This is a genomic window from Streptococcus pseudopneumoniae (genome assembly GCF_001072375.1).
Classification (GTDB): domain Bacteria; phylum Bacillota; class Bacilli; order Lactobacillales; family Streptococcaceae; genus Streptococcus; species Streptococcus pseudopneumoniae_L.
The window spans coordinates 38,077-50,536 of the sequence record NZ_JVKV01000033.1 but is presented as its reverse complement, the minus strand read 5'-3'; the positions used below and the strand labels follow the sequence as shown (position 1 = coordinate 50,536).

Sequence of the window (12,460 nt, the reverse complement as noted above, 5' to 3'; positions counted from 1 at the left end):
CAAGGCGAAGCTGACGTGGTTTGAATTTGATTTTCGAAGAGTATGAGATCACTCAGCTCCCTGTCAACCTAGTTCATTCTAACAAATAGATTTGTTGAGCAGGTCATAGCATGGCTATTTCGCCGTTCCATAAATAAAAGCAGACCCTAATTAGAGTCTGCTTGTATCCAAAGATTAATCTTCAAATTTTTCATGATTTTTTTCATAGAAATCAATTAATCCAAGGGCTGTTTCAAAGGAAATATTTTTAACTTTTGCACGTCCTTGAGCTAGAGCAATGATAGACATTTCACGTGCATTCGTTTCTTTAGAAATACGATAACCAGTGATCTTCTTATCACGAACCCAGCTAACAACTGATTCTACTTTTTCAAAGTTAGTCTTAGCCATGTTTTTCTCCTATTTTATTCTTTACGATATTTAATTGTATACGTTTTTATGGCATTTGTCAATAAAAAAACATATATCCAATCAAATAAGACGTTAAGATTACATTTACTTAGCTTTCAAAGCCGATAATATATGGGTTCGTATATCTTCAACTCCGTTAGGATTTGCTGGTAAGAAAATTGTATTATTACCTTGTTTTTCTGCAAAATTATTCAATGTATCTAAATACTGGTTAGTTAACAAGATTGACATGATTTGCTCTTCAGTTAATTCAACATTGGCTCCTTTTAACTCTTTAATAGAATCAGCAAGTCCATCAACAATTGCTTTTCGTTGCTCTGCGATCCCCACACCATGTAAGCGATCCTTTTCTGCCTCTGCTTCGGCCGCTGTTACGATCTTAATTTTATCTGCTTCGGCCAATTCTTGTGCTGCTACTCTCTTACGTTGAGCAGCATTGATTTCATTCATCGATTGCTTGACTTCCGCATCCGGCTCTACTTTGGTAATGAGCGTTTTGACGATAATGTACCCATACGTTGACATTTCTTCCGCTACTTGTTTTTGAACTTCTAATGCAATTTCATCCTTTTTCTCAAACAATTCATCCAAAGTTAACTTAGGAACTGATGAGCGCAATGCGTCTTCAATATAAGATTTGATTTGAGCCTCAGGTCTCATTAGTTTATAGTAAGCATCTGTAACATTTTGTTCATTTACTCGGTACTGTGTCGCAACATTCATCGTCACAAATACGTTATCTTGAGTCTTGGTTTCCACAACGATTTCACTTTGCAAGAGACGCAGTTGTACACGAGCTGCAATTTTATCAATCCCAAATGGTGCTCTTAGGTGAATACCACTATTGCTCAATTTTTGATACTTACCAAATCGTTCAATGATAGCTACTGATTGTTGTCGAACAACATAGATTGAGCTCATTAGTATAGCTCCTACAATAAGCATTAGAATAATTAGAACAAGTATAACTTTTAAAACCATGGGAATCTCCCCCTTTCTTCACTTACATTATAGCACTAGTAAATAGGTTAGGCAAATAATATGATAAAAATTTCATAGCATATTAAACAAGCATATTATATAGGGTTTCATTCCCATTTAAGTTAATATAAGACGGGTCGAATTTTTCCATCCGGTGAATCAATCCCGCATAATCATGTTTATCAGCAAGTGCAATCCCTATTAGTACTGGACCAGTTCCCTTGCTAGCTCGTTTGATATATTCAAAACGAGTAATATCATCATGAGGTCCTAAGATATCATTTACAAACTCTCGAAGTGCTCCCGGACGTTGTGGGAAATTCACTACAAAGTAATGCTTAATACCATCATAAATCAAGGCACGTTCTTCCATCTCTGGCATACGGTTGATGTCATTATTCCCTCCAGAAATGATACAACAAATGGTCTTGCCCTTAATATAGTCTGATAATACTTCTAGGGCTGCAACACTAGCAGCACCCGCAGGTTCTGCTACGATACCTTGTTTAGAGTAGAGATCAATTAAGGTCTCAGAAATCAAACCTTCATCCACTCCGATAAGAGTTTCTACATGTTTGCGTGTTGCTTCATAGGTCAACTGTCCTACTTTTTGCACTGCAATCCCATCCGCAAACTTATCAATTTCTTTAAGTTTAACCGGTCCTCCAGCTTCAAAGGCAGCCTTCATCGAACGAGCACCTTCAGCTTCTACTCCGATGACCTCAATCTGAGGATTTGTTTCTTTAATATAAGTAGAAACACCTGAAATGAGACCTCCGCCTCCAACAGGTACCAAGACAGTATCAAATTCAATAGATTCTTTACGAGCTTCTTCTAAAATTTCATAGGCTACTGTCCCCTGACCAGCTTGAACATAGGGATCATCAAAGGGATCAATAAAAGTACGATTTTCAGCTACGGTAAAGTCTTGAGCAGCCTTGGCTGAAGCATCAAAAGTATCCCCTACTAATTTAATGGTTACAAAATCACCACCAAAAAAACGAACCTGACCAATTTTTTGTTGAGGTGTCGTAATTGGCATAAAGATTGTTGCAGGAATCTTCATCTCATTACATGTGTAGGCAACTCCTTGAGCGTGATTTCCCGCTGAAGCACACACTACACCACGTTCACGTTCCTCTTTTGTCAATTGGGAAATTGCGTAATAAGCCCCACGAATTTTAAAAGAACGGACACGTTGAGCATTTTCCTTTTTAAGATAAATTTTCGCTCCGTATTTTTCGGATAAATAATGGTCGTAGTCAAGTGGCGTATTGGCTACTACACCACTCAAAACCTTGTGGGCTTTCACCACATCTTTTGCACTTAGCATAATCTCCTCCTCGATGAGTTTTCAAAATAAAAAGCGAGTTAGGTTCCCCCCAACTCGCCTTCTGTTTATATTCTTAAAAATTAGTTGTAGATCTTGAATGCATCATCGTCGTTTTTACCGACAAATGGCATTGCTTTACGCAATTCTGCACCAACTTTTTCAATTTCAAGGTTAGCTGCTTGTTCACGGTAAGCAGTCAATTTTGGACGTCCAGCTTTGTAGTCATTTACAAAGTCGTTGGCAAATTTACCATTTTGGATGTCCGCAAGAACTGCTTTCATGTTTTCTTTGACTTGTTCAGTGATTACACGTGGACCTGAAACATAGTCACCATATTCAGCAGTGTTTGAAATTGATTGACGCATTTTCTTGAATCCACCTTCGTAGATCAAGTCAACGATCAATTTCATTTCGTGAAGAACTTCAAAGTAAGCCAATTCTGGAGCATAACCAGCTTCTGTCAAGACTTCAAAACCAGCTTCAATAAGGGCAGTCAAACCACCACAAAGTACTGCTTGTTCACCAAACAAATCTTCTTCAGTTTCTTCTTTGTAAGTTGTTTCAAGAAGACCTACACGAGCTGCACCAACACCTTTACACCAGTCCATAGCGATGTCTTTAGCATTTCCTGTTGCATCTTGGTAGACAGCGTAAAGCGCTGGAACACCAAATCCTTCTTCGTAAGTACGACGTACCAAGTGTCCTGGTCCTTTAGGAGCACACATGAAGACATCAACATCTGCAGGAACTTTGATGAATTCGAAGTGGATGTTGAAACCATGTGCAAAACCAACTGCATTTCCAGCTTCCAAGTTTGGTGCAATTTCTGCTTCGTACAATTCTTGTTGGATTTCGTCTGGAGCCAAGATCATGATAACATCAGCTAACTTAGTTGCTTCTGCTACTGTGTATGTATCAAAACCATCTTCTTTTGCTTTGTCAAAAGATTTACCTGGGCGTACACCGATGATCACATCACGACCTGAATCACGCAAGTTTTGAGCGTGAGCATGACCTTGTGAACCATAACCGATAACGGCGATTTTTTTACCGTCAAGTGCTGCTACTTTTACATCTTTTTCGTATTCCATTTGAACTGCCATAGTTTTTTCTCTCTTTTCTATTTTTATTGCCTATTAGGCTAGTTTAACAAATTGAGGTTGGATTTTTAGTCGCGGGTAAATCCAGTTGCACCCGTACGAGCGATATTCTTAATACCATATGGTCGAATCACTCGAATTAAGGCTTCACTCTTTTCTGCATTCCCAGTCATCTGAATGGTAATGGAACTTGGAGCTACATCGACTACTGTTGCACGGAAAGGTTGGATGATAGCCAAAATTTCTGCACGTTTTTCAGCAGGCGCTGAAACCTTTATAAGAATTACTTCTCGTTCTAAGTGGGGCTGATCCGTAATATCACGAATACGAATTACATCAATCTGACGATTCAGTTGTTTGATGATTTGCTCCACCTCATCATGTGAGGCAACATCGATGATAATGGTAATTCGTGACACATTAGGATTTTCCGTTGCGCCAACAGAAATGCTTTCGATATTGACTTGACGTCTCGATAAGACTCCTGTGAAGCGATTGAGAACACCTGAACGGTTTTGAAGTTTGGCTGTTAACATTCTACGCATTAAACTTCACCCCCAACATCTCATGATTACTCTTACCAGCTGGTACCATCGGCAAAACATGTTCTTTCCGAGAAATGTCTACTTCAATAAACATTGGTTCATCTTCCATGATGACTTCCAAATCCTTCTCAAGAGTTTCAGGATTATCAAACTTATAATTCTTAATTCCATAGGCTTGAGCCATCAATTGGAAATCTGGAAGGCTATCAAAGACCGACTCTGAAGTTCGACCATCATAGAAGGCTTCTTGCCACTGGCGAACCATCCCGAGTGAATGGTTATTAAGCATGATGACCTTGATTGGAATCTTGTAAATATTTAAGATTGCCAATTCTTGATTGGTCATCTGGAAACCGCCATCTCCGACAAAGAGAACAACTTCTTTATCTGGATTAGCAATCTTAGCACCAATAGCTGCTGGGACTCCGAATCCCATAGTTCCTAGACCACCTGATGTTACCAATTGACGCTCGTTTTGGTAAGGATAATATTGAGCCGTCCACATTTGGTGTTGTCCAACGTCTGTTACGACAATGGCATCGCCATTGGTCAACTCACCGACGCGTTCAATAACTGCTTGAGGTTGAACCACACGTTCCTTCTTATCATAAGAACGAACACGATTCTTATCTTTGGTAACTTTTTCAATCCACTTTTCAGTATTGTTACGAACGATTGGCTCAGCTAGTAACTGCTGCAAAGCCTTTTTCGCATCACCGACAACTGGAATATCAACTGCGATAATCTTACCAATCTCTGCAGGATCGATATCAATATGCGCTACTTTTGCATTCTTAGCAAAGGTTTTAGGATTTCCAGTCAAACGGTCATCAAAGCGGCAACCAATAGAAATCATAAAATCAGCCTCAGTCATGGCAATATTTGCTGCAAAGGAACCATGCATTCCGCCCATTCCCAAAAACAGTGGATGGCTAGTTGCAATTGTTCCCTGTCCCAAAAGACTTGTCACAACTGGAATTTGATAACGCTCTGCAAATTCATTTAACTCCCCTGCAGCCTCAGCATAGCTAATTCCACCACCAGCTAACAAAACTGGCTTCTTAGCCTTAGAGAGTTGCTTCAAGATCTTCTTGATTTGCATATCATTTGGCTCAAGTGTTGGCTGATAACTTGGTAAATCTATCTCTGGAGAGTAAATGAAGTCTGTCTCAAGCGCAGAAACATCTTTTGGTAGGTCAATGACGACTGGCCCTGGACGACCTGTAGTCGCAATATGCACAGCTTCTGTAATAATTCGTGGAATATCCGCAGTTTCTCGAACCTGATAATTGTACTTAGTGATTGGCATGGTGATACCAACGATATCAGCTTCTTGAAAAGCATCCTTACCGATTCCCGCTCTTGCAACTTGTCCTGTGAAGACCAAAAGGGGAACACTATCGCTCATAGCATCTGCGATCCCTGTAATGGCATTTGTAGCTCCTGGTCCGCTTGTGACAACTGCTACACCCAGTTTTCCTGTTGACTTAGCATAACCTTCAGCTTCGTGAAGACAGCCCTGCTCATGGCGACCTAGAATATGGCGGATTCCCTTAAAATTATAAATAGCATCATATAAAGGAAGTACCGCTCCACCAGGATAACCAAAAATCGTATCGATTCCCAAGTCACGAAGTGTTTCCAAAACAAGATCCGATCCCGACTTAGGTGAGTCTAAAATGATTTTCTCCATCGTTCCCCTTTCTCTTCTCTTAAAAATAGCTTGTTACTATGATACCATTTTTTCAAAAATTTTCAAGGGAAAAGAGCAAATTTTCTGAATTTTCTATCTAGATACTTTACAATATCAAATAGATTAGAAAGTTTATACGTATTTTTATTTTTTTAATAGAAAAAAGGTTGAGACAAACTTGTCTTCAACCTTTCATGTTAAATTATTACTAATTAAAGTGAGTTAACGTCAACCTTGATACCAACACCTTGAGTAGTTGTGATTGTCAAGCTTGTTACGTAAGTTCCTTTAGCAGTAGCTGGTTTAGCTTTTTGGATTGTTTCGTTGAATGCTTTGAAGTTTTCAACCAACTTGTCAGCTTCAAATGAAACTTTACCGATGATGGCTTGTACGATACCTGCACGGTCTGCACGGTAAGTGATTTTACCACCTTTAGACTCTTCAACTGCTTTAGCAACATCCATTGTTACAGTCCCAGTTTTAGGGTTTGGCATCAAGTTACGAGGTCCAAGGACACGTCCAAGACGTCCAACAAGAGCCATCATGTCAGGTGTAGCAATAACTACGTCGAAGTCCAACCAACCGTCGTTGATTTTAGCAACAAGGTCGTCTTCACCAACGAAGTCTGCACCAGCAGCTTTAGCTTCTTCAGCTTTTGCACCACGTGCAAATACAAGAACGCGAGCTGTTTTACCAGTACCGTTTGGCAATACCATTGCTCCACGGATTTGTTGGTCAGCTTTTTTAACGTCGATGTTCAAGTTGTAAGCAACTTCTACAGTTGCGTCAAATTTTGCGAAGTTAGTTTCTTTTGCAAGAGCTACAGCTTCTTCTACGCTGTATGCTTTTGTGCTGTCGATCTTCTCAAGAGCAGCACGAAGTTGTTTGCTTTTTTTAGCCATTTTCTATTCTCCTTGTAAGTGGTTCAATCGATTTTCATCTCCCACGTCACTTCTCGAAATGATGAAGTCTTGCGGGTTATATAGGGATGTTATTGATTAGTCAACAACAGTGAATCCCATAGAACGAGCAGTACCTTCGATCATACGCATTGCAGACTCAATGTTTGCAGCGTTCAAATCTGGCATCTTAGTTTCTGCAATTTCTTGTACTTGTGCACGAGTAACTGTAGCAACTTTAGTTTTGTTAGGTGTACCTGATCCTTTTTCAACACCTGCAGCTTTTTTCAAAAGAACAGCAGCTGGTGGTGTTTTTGTAACGAAAGTAAATGATTTGTCTTCGTATACTGAGATAACAACTGGAATGATCATACCAGCTTGGTCAGCAGTACGAGCGTTGAACTCTTTTGTGAATCCCATGATGTTGATACCAGCTTGACCAAGAGCAGGTCCAACCGGTGGAGCTGGTGTAGCTTTACCAGCAGGGATTTGCAATTTTACAAGTTTTTCGACTTTTTTAGCCATTTTTAAATCCTCCTTTGTGGTTTTGGCGGTAATTTAGAGATTTTTACCTCCCACAAGTATGCTTTACACATACCCATCTATTATACACTATTTTTTAAAAAATGCAAGAGAAATTTTTATTTTTGATATTTCTTTCTGTTACAATTTTTTGGTGAAATCAATCTTTAGAATCTTCTATCACGATGGAGTGAATTCATTCAATCAAAGTCAGTACAAAACTCACTCCATTTTCAGTAGTACCACTTTCCACAAATCCAAGAGACTCAAAACATCTTCTAGAGATACGGTTGAAAGTGTAGATTTCTTGAACTTTCAATTGTTTCCAACCCTTTTGCCGAGCTAGATCAATCAAAGCCTTCAAAACCTTGCGTCCAAGTCCTTGATGTTGATAAGTTGGATTGCCAATCACAATAGGAAGATTTCCCTGAGATAAGGTTACATCCCCAATTGGAAGCCACTCTCCCTTTTCTCGAAACTCAATCCAGAACAAATCCCCGTGTCTTTCTAAATAGGAATACATGGCATTTAATTTTTCTGAACTATAAGGTATTCTAATACCGTCTACAAGTTCCACCAAATCCACATCTTGATACCAGGCCAAAGCTGCATCCTGATGATCTGCTAAAAAATAGGGAACTAGACGCAAGGAATCATCTATCTGAATGATTTTTGTCATCATTTTCTAATCCAAATATTAGCTCCGCTGCTTGATTAAACCCATCACACCAGTTATACCATTTTGCTTCATACTCATCTTGAGGTAAGATATGATTTTTTAAATCCAGAACAGAGCATATCCTTCTTTTCTCACAAGCTTGCGCATAGAGTTGATAGAGTTCATCACCTCCATCTCTATCCCACTCAGCAGAAATCGTATTCTGGCCTATCAATAAAGCCTGATAAGCCCTGTGATGCCCGTCTGTAATCAACAAATAATCTCCAAATGTAAGAACACTGATTGGATTGATATTGTGCTTTTCTACCGATTGATAAAGCATCTGGATATCTTGTAATTTCTTTTCTGATAAGTATAGTTGACTCGGATGAAGATCTTTTATGTTGACTTCCATTTCTTCCTCCTCAAGAAGGGTTAATGCCTACTTCTGCTTTCCTTTGAAGCGCCATTGAAAACGCAGTTTATCGTAGAAAGGAAACTCCATAAACAAAACTCCTAGGCCTACACAAAGGCTGGCAATCACATCTGACGGGTAGTGAACTCCCAGATAAATTCTTGATACCAATACACTGACGATGTATAAACTTAGCAAGATTTGAACGATTTTTCTCCAGACTGTATTCTTAATCCTTTGACTTAAAATCACAATCAAAGTTCCAACCATAATCGTTACTGCCAGAGAATGTCCGCTTGGAAAAGAAAAACCTTTTTCTTCTACCAAGTGTAGAATTTCTGGTCGTGGTCGTTGGTAGATATTTTTAAAAGTTACAATTAAGATTCCAGCTAAAGTCAAATTCCCCAGCATGAGATAACTTTCCATCTTCCATTGCTTACGATAAAATATAAAAGCTACAATTAAAACCCAGCTAATAATGACTGGGATATCAATTAAGTGCGTAATTGCCCGAAAAAGAAGCGTTAAGGTCTCAGGTAAATCACCTCTAATGGCAGTCTGAATCGGCTGATCAAAACTGACCAGCATTTCTGGATAAAACTTGACAATATAGCCAATAATCATAAAAAGTAAAAGGGCAAAAGAGCCCTTCATCATAAATGTTTGTTTATCTTTCATAGTATTTTAAAGTTGGTTTCAAAAGGACAAACAACAACCAGAAAGAGATGGCAAAGATAATACCTTCAATCAGATTAAAAGGCAAAACCATAGTCATCAGGTAGTTGCTCAATCCTAAGATTTTCTCAATATCAAAATTAGCAAACTTAGCGTACAAAGGAACAGCATAAACATAGTTTAGAACTAGCATAGCTAGAGTCAAACCAAGCGTACCAGCTAGTGAAGCTAGGACGAAACGCATGGTTGTTCGCTCTTTTTTCCAAATCAAACCAAAAGCAAGTACAAAGACTCCCAAGGCAACAATATTCATCGGTAAACCAATATAGGTACTAACCCCTTGATTGTTCAGAAGGATTTTCAACAAGGACCGAAGGAAAAGCACTCCAAAAGCTGCTGGTAAATCCAAGATTACCAAGCCCACAAGGACCGGTAAAATACTGAACTCAATCCTCAAGAATGATGCCGCTGGCAAAAGCGGAAAGTCAAAGTACATCAACACAAATGAAAGTGCTGATAAAATTGCAATGGTCGAAAGTCGACGTGTGTTTGTCATAACAGGTTCCTCCAATTTTCTATAAAATCAGAAGAAGTTGGAAAGGATTCCTCTATCTATCCTTTATTTTTATATTCCAAAAGTTCCCCCTCACTCTTTTTTAGCAAGCGGTTGCAATTTACCTATAAAAAATCAATTAGAATAGACAAAGCCATTCTTTCGTCTTCTCCCATCCAGACTATACTGTCGGTTGTGGAATCTCACCACATCAGCTTGCGCTCGCGGACTTATTTGGCTAAGATATTTTAGATTTATCTAGGCGTCGTAGTCGAAGATAATACTTAAAGTATATCGAGACAAGACAACGACGAGAAAGCTAAAATAGCTAGTCAAATTTACCGCCGGTCGGGAATTTCACCCAGCCCTGAAGACCCCTTTATGATAACAAAAAAAGCTTGCAAGCGCAAGCATTTTATCTAAGTGTTTATTTCAACTTATCTGTTTCGTAAGTGTGAACCAGTTCTAGGCCCGCAAAGTTTTGTTGACGAAGTGCCTCATAAACAATCATACAAACTGTATTTGAAACATTGAGACTACGAACATGCTCATCATTCATGGGAATGCGGAGAGCTTTTTCTGGATGCTCACGCATAAATTCCTCAGGCAAGCCCTTATCTTCTCTCCCAAAAAGAAAATAATGATCTCCTTCTGTCGTGAAATCTGCATCTGAATAGACTTTTTCTGCAAACTTGGAAATCAAGTAGAGCTGACCATCCATTTTTTCCATAAAATCAGCCAAACTATCATAAAAATGAATCTCAAGCTTGTCCCAATAATCTAGACCTGCTCGCTTCATCTTACGGTCATCGATAGGAAAGCCCATCGGTTTAATAATATGAAGGGGCGCATTCGTTGCTGCGCAGGTACGAGCAATATTACCCGTATTTTGTGGAATTTGGGGTTCAAATAATACAATGTGATTTGCCATGCCTCGTTTCCTCTCACTAGTGCAAAAAAATAGCCACACTGCCCGGAGTCTAGCTCAGCAAACAGCGTGGTTAAGGCATCGTTAACTTACCTCACAACAGGTTTGAAGTAAATCAGCGAAACTACTGTTTTAGTATATCACTTTCAGCTTGATTGTCAATAGAAATGACTTGATTTTTTCAATTTTTTTACAAACATATTTGCATTAGTTAAAAATACTTCTGTATTCATTAGAATTAGACGAAAATAGCTGATTTATATTTTAAATTTTGAACAAGTAAGATTATCAATGAGACAATTTTCCACCCTAATAATGAAAAGAGTCGGTTGCCGAGTGCATTTTATTCTAAAAAAGAGTATGATAGATACATATTGAAAAAGTAGGTTATATAACATGAAGATTATTCTTGTCGGAGGGGGGAAAGTTGGTTCTGCCCTTTGTCGTTCACTTGTCGCTGACAATCATGATGTTGTCTTAATTGAACAGAACGAAACAGTTCTTAATTACATGACAAGCCGTTTTGATATTATTGGAATTGCAGGTAATGGGGCTGACTTTGCCATGCTAGAAGCTGCCAATGTTCAAGACTGCGATATTTTCATTGCTATGACTCAATATGACGAGGTCAATATGGTCTCTGCTGTCTTAGCTAAAAAGATGGGGGCTAAAGAAACCATCGTCCGTGTCCGCAATCCTGAGTATTCCAACCCTTACTTTAAAGAAAAAAATATTCTCGGATTTTCTCTCATTGTCAATCCAGAACTCCTAGCGGCTCGTGCTATTGCTAACATCATCGACTTCCCAAACGCTCTTTCTGTTGAGCGTTTTGCAGGTGGTTTGGTTAGTTTGATGGAATTTGTTGTCCGTAAGGATAGCAATATCTGTCAGATGTCTATCGCAGACTTCCGGAAAAAGTTTGGTAATGTGATTGTCTGTGCTATTGAGCGCGATCATAAACTGATGATCCCTAGTGGCGACCTTATTTTAGAAGATAAAGACCGTATCTTTGTAACAGGTCATCGTGTCGATATGATGCTTTTTCATAACTATGTCAAATCTCGTGTCGTTAAGAGTTTACTCATTATCGGAGCCGGCAAAATCGCCTACTACCTTGTTGGTATTTTGAAAGATAGCCGTATTGATACCAAGGTCATTGAACTCAATCCAGATCGGGCAGCATTTTTCAGTCAAAAATATCCAAAACTCTATATTGTCCAAGGGGATGGGACTGCAAAAGATATTCTCCTAGAAGAAAGTGCCCAACACTACGATGCTGTCGCAACCCTTACTGGAGTTGACGAAGAAAACATTATTACATCTATGTTCTTGGATAGTGTTGGTGTTCAGAAAAACATTACTAAGGTCAATCGAACTAGTCTCCTAGAGATTATCCATGCACCTGAGTTTTCTAGTATCATCACACCAAAAACCATCGCTGTTGATACGATTATGCACTTTATCCATGGTCGTGCCAATGCCCAGTATTCAGACCTTCAAGCGATGCACCACCTAGCAAATGGACAGGTTGAAACTCTTCAATTCCTTATCAAGGAAGCTAACAAGATGACTGGTAAACCTTTGTCTCAATTGAAACTCAAAAAAGATATTTTAATTGCTGCTATTATCCGCAATGGAAAAACAATCTTCCCAACTGGTGAAGATAGCCTTCAAGTCGGTGATAAGTTAGTTGTCATCACACTACTATCAAATATCACCAAGATCTATGATCTGTTAGAGAGGTAAG

The 12,460-nt window shown here is 39.0% G+C and carries 14 protein-coding genes and 1 riboswitch; of the genes, 1 reads left to right on the top strand and 13 read right to left on the bottom strand.

Annotated features, from left to right (window positions below):
• Window positions 1-174: 174 nt before the first annotated feature.
• The 13 genes from ADH31_RS02980 to ADH31_RS02920 form a co-directional block, all read right to left on the bottom strand.
• Window positions 175-390, bottom strand: coding sequence for a hypothetical protein (locus ADH31_RS02980; protein ID WP_001140700.1), 216 nt, complete (start codon window positions 388-390; stop codon window positions 175-177).
• A gap of 105 nt (window positions 391-495) precedes the next feature.
• Window positions 496-1,392 (bottom strand): SPFH domain-containing protein, encoded by an 897-nt coding sequence (locus tag ADH31_RS02975; protein ID WP_000243418.1) that lies wholly within the window; start codon window positions 1,390-1,392, stop codon window positions 496-498.
• A gap of 82 nt (window positions 1,393-1,474) precedes the next feature.
• On the bottom strand, window positions 1,475-2,725 hold the full coding sequence (gene ilvA, locus ADH31_RS02970) for a threonine ammonia-lyase IlvA (protein WP_045763620.1): 1,251 nt from the start codon (window positions 2,723-2,725) through the stop codon (window positions 1,475-1,477).
• A gap of 80 nt (window positions 2,726-2,805) precedes the next feature.
• Window positions 2,806-3,828, bottom strand: coding sequence for a ketol-acid reductoisomerase (gene ilvC, locus ADH31_RS02965; protein WP_045763621.1), 1,023 nt, complete (start codon window positions 3,826-3,828; stop codon window positions 2,806-2,808).
• A 65-nt stretch (window positions 3,829-3,893) separates the two neighbouring features.
• Window positions 3,894-4,370 carry an acetolactate synthase small subunit gene (ilvN, locus tag ADH31_RS02960; protein WP_001253809.1) on the bottom strand — a complete coding sequence of 159 codons (477 nt, stop codon included), beginning with the start codon at window positions 4,368-4,370 and terminating at the stop codon, window positions 3,894-3,896.
• A complete protein-coding gene (locus ADH31_RS02955) occupies window positions 4,363-6,063 on the bottom strand; it encodes an acetolactate synthase large subunit (protein ID WP_049508947.1) in 1,701 nt (566 codons plus the stop codon). Before ADH31_RS02955 ends, ilvN begins: the two co-directional genes overlap by 8 nt.
• Before the next feature lie 212 nt (window positions 6,064-6,275).
• Window positions 6,276-6,965 carry a 50S ribosomal protein L1 gene (rplA, locus tag ADH31_RS02950; protein WP_001085672.1) on the bottom strand — a complete coding sequence of 230 codons (690 nt, stop codon included), beginning with the start codon at window positions 6,963-6,965 and terminating at the stop codon, window positions 6,276-6,278.
• Window positions 6,966-7,061: 96 nt separating this feature from the next.
• The gene (gene rplK, locus ADH31_RS02945; protein ID WP_001085808.1) at window positions 7,062-7,487 is read right to left on the bottom strand and encodes a 50S ribosomal protein L11; all 426 of its coding nucleotides are present in this window, start codon (window positions 7,485-7,487) and stop codon (window positions 7,062-7,064) included.
• A gap of 193 nt (window positions 7,488-7,680) precedes the next feature.
• Window positions 7,681-8,163: a GNAT family N-acetyltransferase gene (locus ADH31_RS02940; RefSeq protein ID WP_049508948.1), complete on the bottom strand. Its 483-nt coding sequence runs from the start codon at window positions 8,161-8,163 to the stop codon at window positions 7,681-7,683.
• Window positions 8,138-8,557, bottom strand: coding sequence for a ParB N-terminal domain-containing protein (locus ADH31_RS02935; RefSeq protein ID WP_049508946.1), 420 nt, complete (start codon window positions 8,555-8,557; stop codon window positions 8,138-8,140). The genes ADH31_RS02940 and ADH31_RS02935 overlap by 26 nt, the downstream gene beginning before the upstream one ends.
• 27 nt (window positions 8,558-8,584) lie before the next feature.
• Window positions 8,585-9,235 carry a phosphatase PAP2 family protein gene (locus ADH31_RS02930; protein ID WP_049508945.1) on the bottom strand — a complete coding sequence of 217 codons (651 nt, stop codon included), beginning with the start codon at window positions 9,233-9,235 and terminating at the stop codon, window positions 8,585-8,587.
• Window positions 9,225-9,788, bottom strand: coding sequence for an ECF transporter S component (locus ADH31_RS02925; protein ID WP_049508944.1), 564 nt, complete (start codon window positions 9,786-9,788; stop codon window positions 9,225-9,227). The genes ADH31_RS02930 and ADH31_RS02925 overlap by 11 nt, the downstream gene beginning before the upstream one ends.
• 157 nt (window positions 9,789-9,945) lie before the next feature.
• A riboswitch (FMN riboswitch) is annotated at window positions 9,946-10,164 on the bottom strand.
• Between the two features lie 48 nt (window positions 10,165-10,212).
• Window positions 10,213-10,716: a tRNA (cytidine(34)-2'-O)-methyltransferase gene (locus ADH31_RS02920; RefSeq protein ID WP_045763706.1), complete on the bottom strand. Its 504-nt coding sequence runs from the start codon at window positions 10,714-10,716 to the stop codon at window positions 10,213-10,215.
• A 393-nt stretch (window positions 10,717-11,109) separates the two neighbouring features.
• Here ADH31_RS02920 and trkA point away from each other — a divergent pair, with 393 nt between their 5' ends.
• Window positions 11,110-12,459, top strand: coding sequence for a Trk system potassium transporter TrkA (gene trkA, locus ADH31_RS02915; protein WP_045763705.1), 1,350 nt, complete (start codon window positions 11,110-11,112; stop codon window positions 12,457-12,459).
• Window position 12,460 lies beyond the last annotated feature (1 nt).

What these genes read in the sequence shown, in the direction of transcription:
- rplA (WP_001085672.1), bottom strand. Translation starts at nt 6,965, where the DNA reads ATGGCTAAAAAAAGCAAACAACTTCGTGCTGCTCTTGAGAAGATCGAC.
- ADH31_RS02980 (WP_001140700.1), bottom strand. Translation starts at nt 390, where the DNA reads ATGGCTAAGACTAACTTTGAAAAAGTAGAATCAGTTGTTAGCTGGGTT.
- ilvC (WP_045763621.1), bottom strand. Translation starts at nt 3,828, where the DNA reads ATGGCAGTTCAAATGGAATACGAAAAAGATGTAAAAGTAGCAGCACTT.
- ADH31_RS02955 (WP_049508947.1), bottom strand. Translation starts at nt 6,063, where the DNA reads ATGGAGAAAATCATTTTAGACTCACCTAAGTCGGGATCGGATCTTGTT.
- ADH31_RS02940 (WP_049508948.1), bottom strand. Translation starts at nt 8,163, where the DNA reads ATGACAAAAATCATTCAGATAGATGATTCCTTGCGTCTAGTTCCCTAT.
- ADH31_RS02975 (WP_000243418.1), bottom strand. Translation starts at nt 1,392, where the DNA reads ATGGTTTTAAAAGTTATACTTGTTCTAATTATTCTAATGCTTATTGTA.
- ADH31_RS02925 (WP_049508944.1), bottom strand. Translation starts at nt 9,788, where the DNA reads ATGACAAACACACGTCGACTTTCGACCATTGCAATTTTATCAGCACTT.
- rplK (WP_001085808.1), bottom strand. Translation starts at nt 7,487, where the DNA reads ATGGCTAAAAAAGTCGAAAAACTTGTAAAATTGCAAATCCCTGCTGGT.
- ilvA (WP_045763620.1), bottom strand. Translation starts at nt 2,725, where the DNA reads ATGCTAAGTGCAAAAGATGTGGTGAAAGCCCACAAGGTTTTGAGTGGT.
- ADH31_RS02930 (WP_049508945.1), bottom strand. Translation starts at nt 9,235, where the DNA reads ATGAAAGATAAACAAACATTTATGATGAAGGGCTCTTTTGCCCTTTTA.
- ADH31_RS02935 (WP_049508946.1), bottom strand. Translation starts at nt 8,557, where the DNA reads ATGGAAGTCAACATAAAAGATCTTCATCCGAGTCAACTATACTTATCA.
- ilvN (WP_001253809.1), bottom strand. Translation starts at nt 4,370, where the DNA reads ATGCGTAGAATGTTAACAGCCAAACTTCAAAACCGTTCAGGTGTTCTC.
- ADH31_RS02920 (WP_045763706.1), bottom strand. Translation starts at nt 10,716, where the DNA reads ATGGCAAATCACATTGTATTATTTGAACCCCAAATTCCACAAAATACG.
- trkA (WP_045763705.1), top strand. Translation starts at nt 11,110, where the DNA reads ATGAAGATTATTCTTGTCGGAGGGGGGAAAGTTGGTTCTGCCCTTTGT.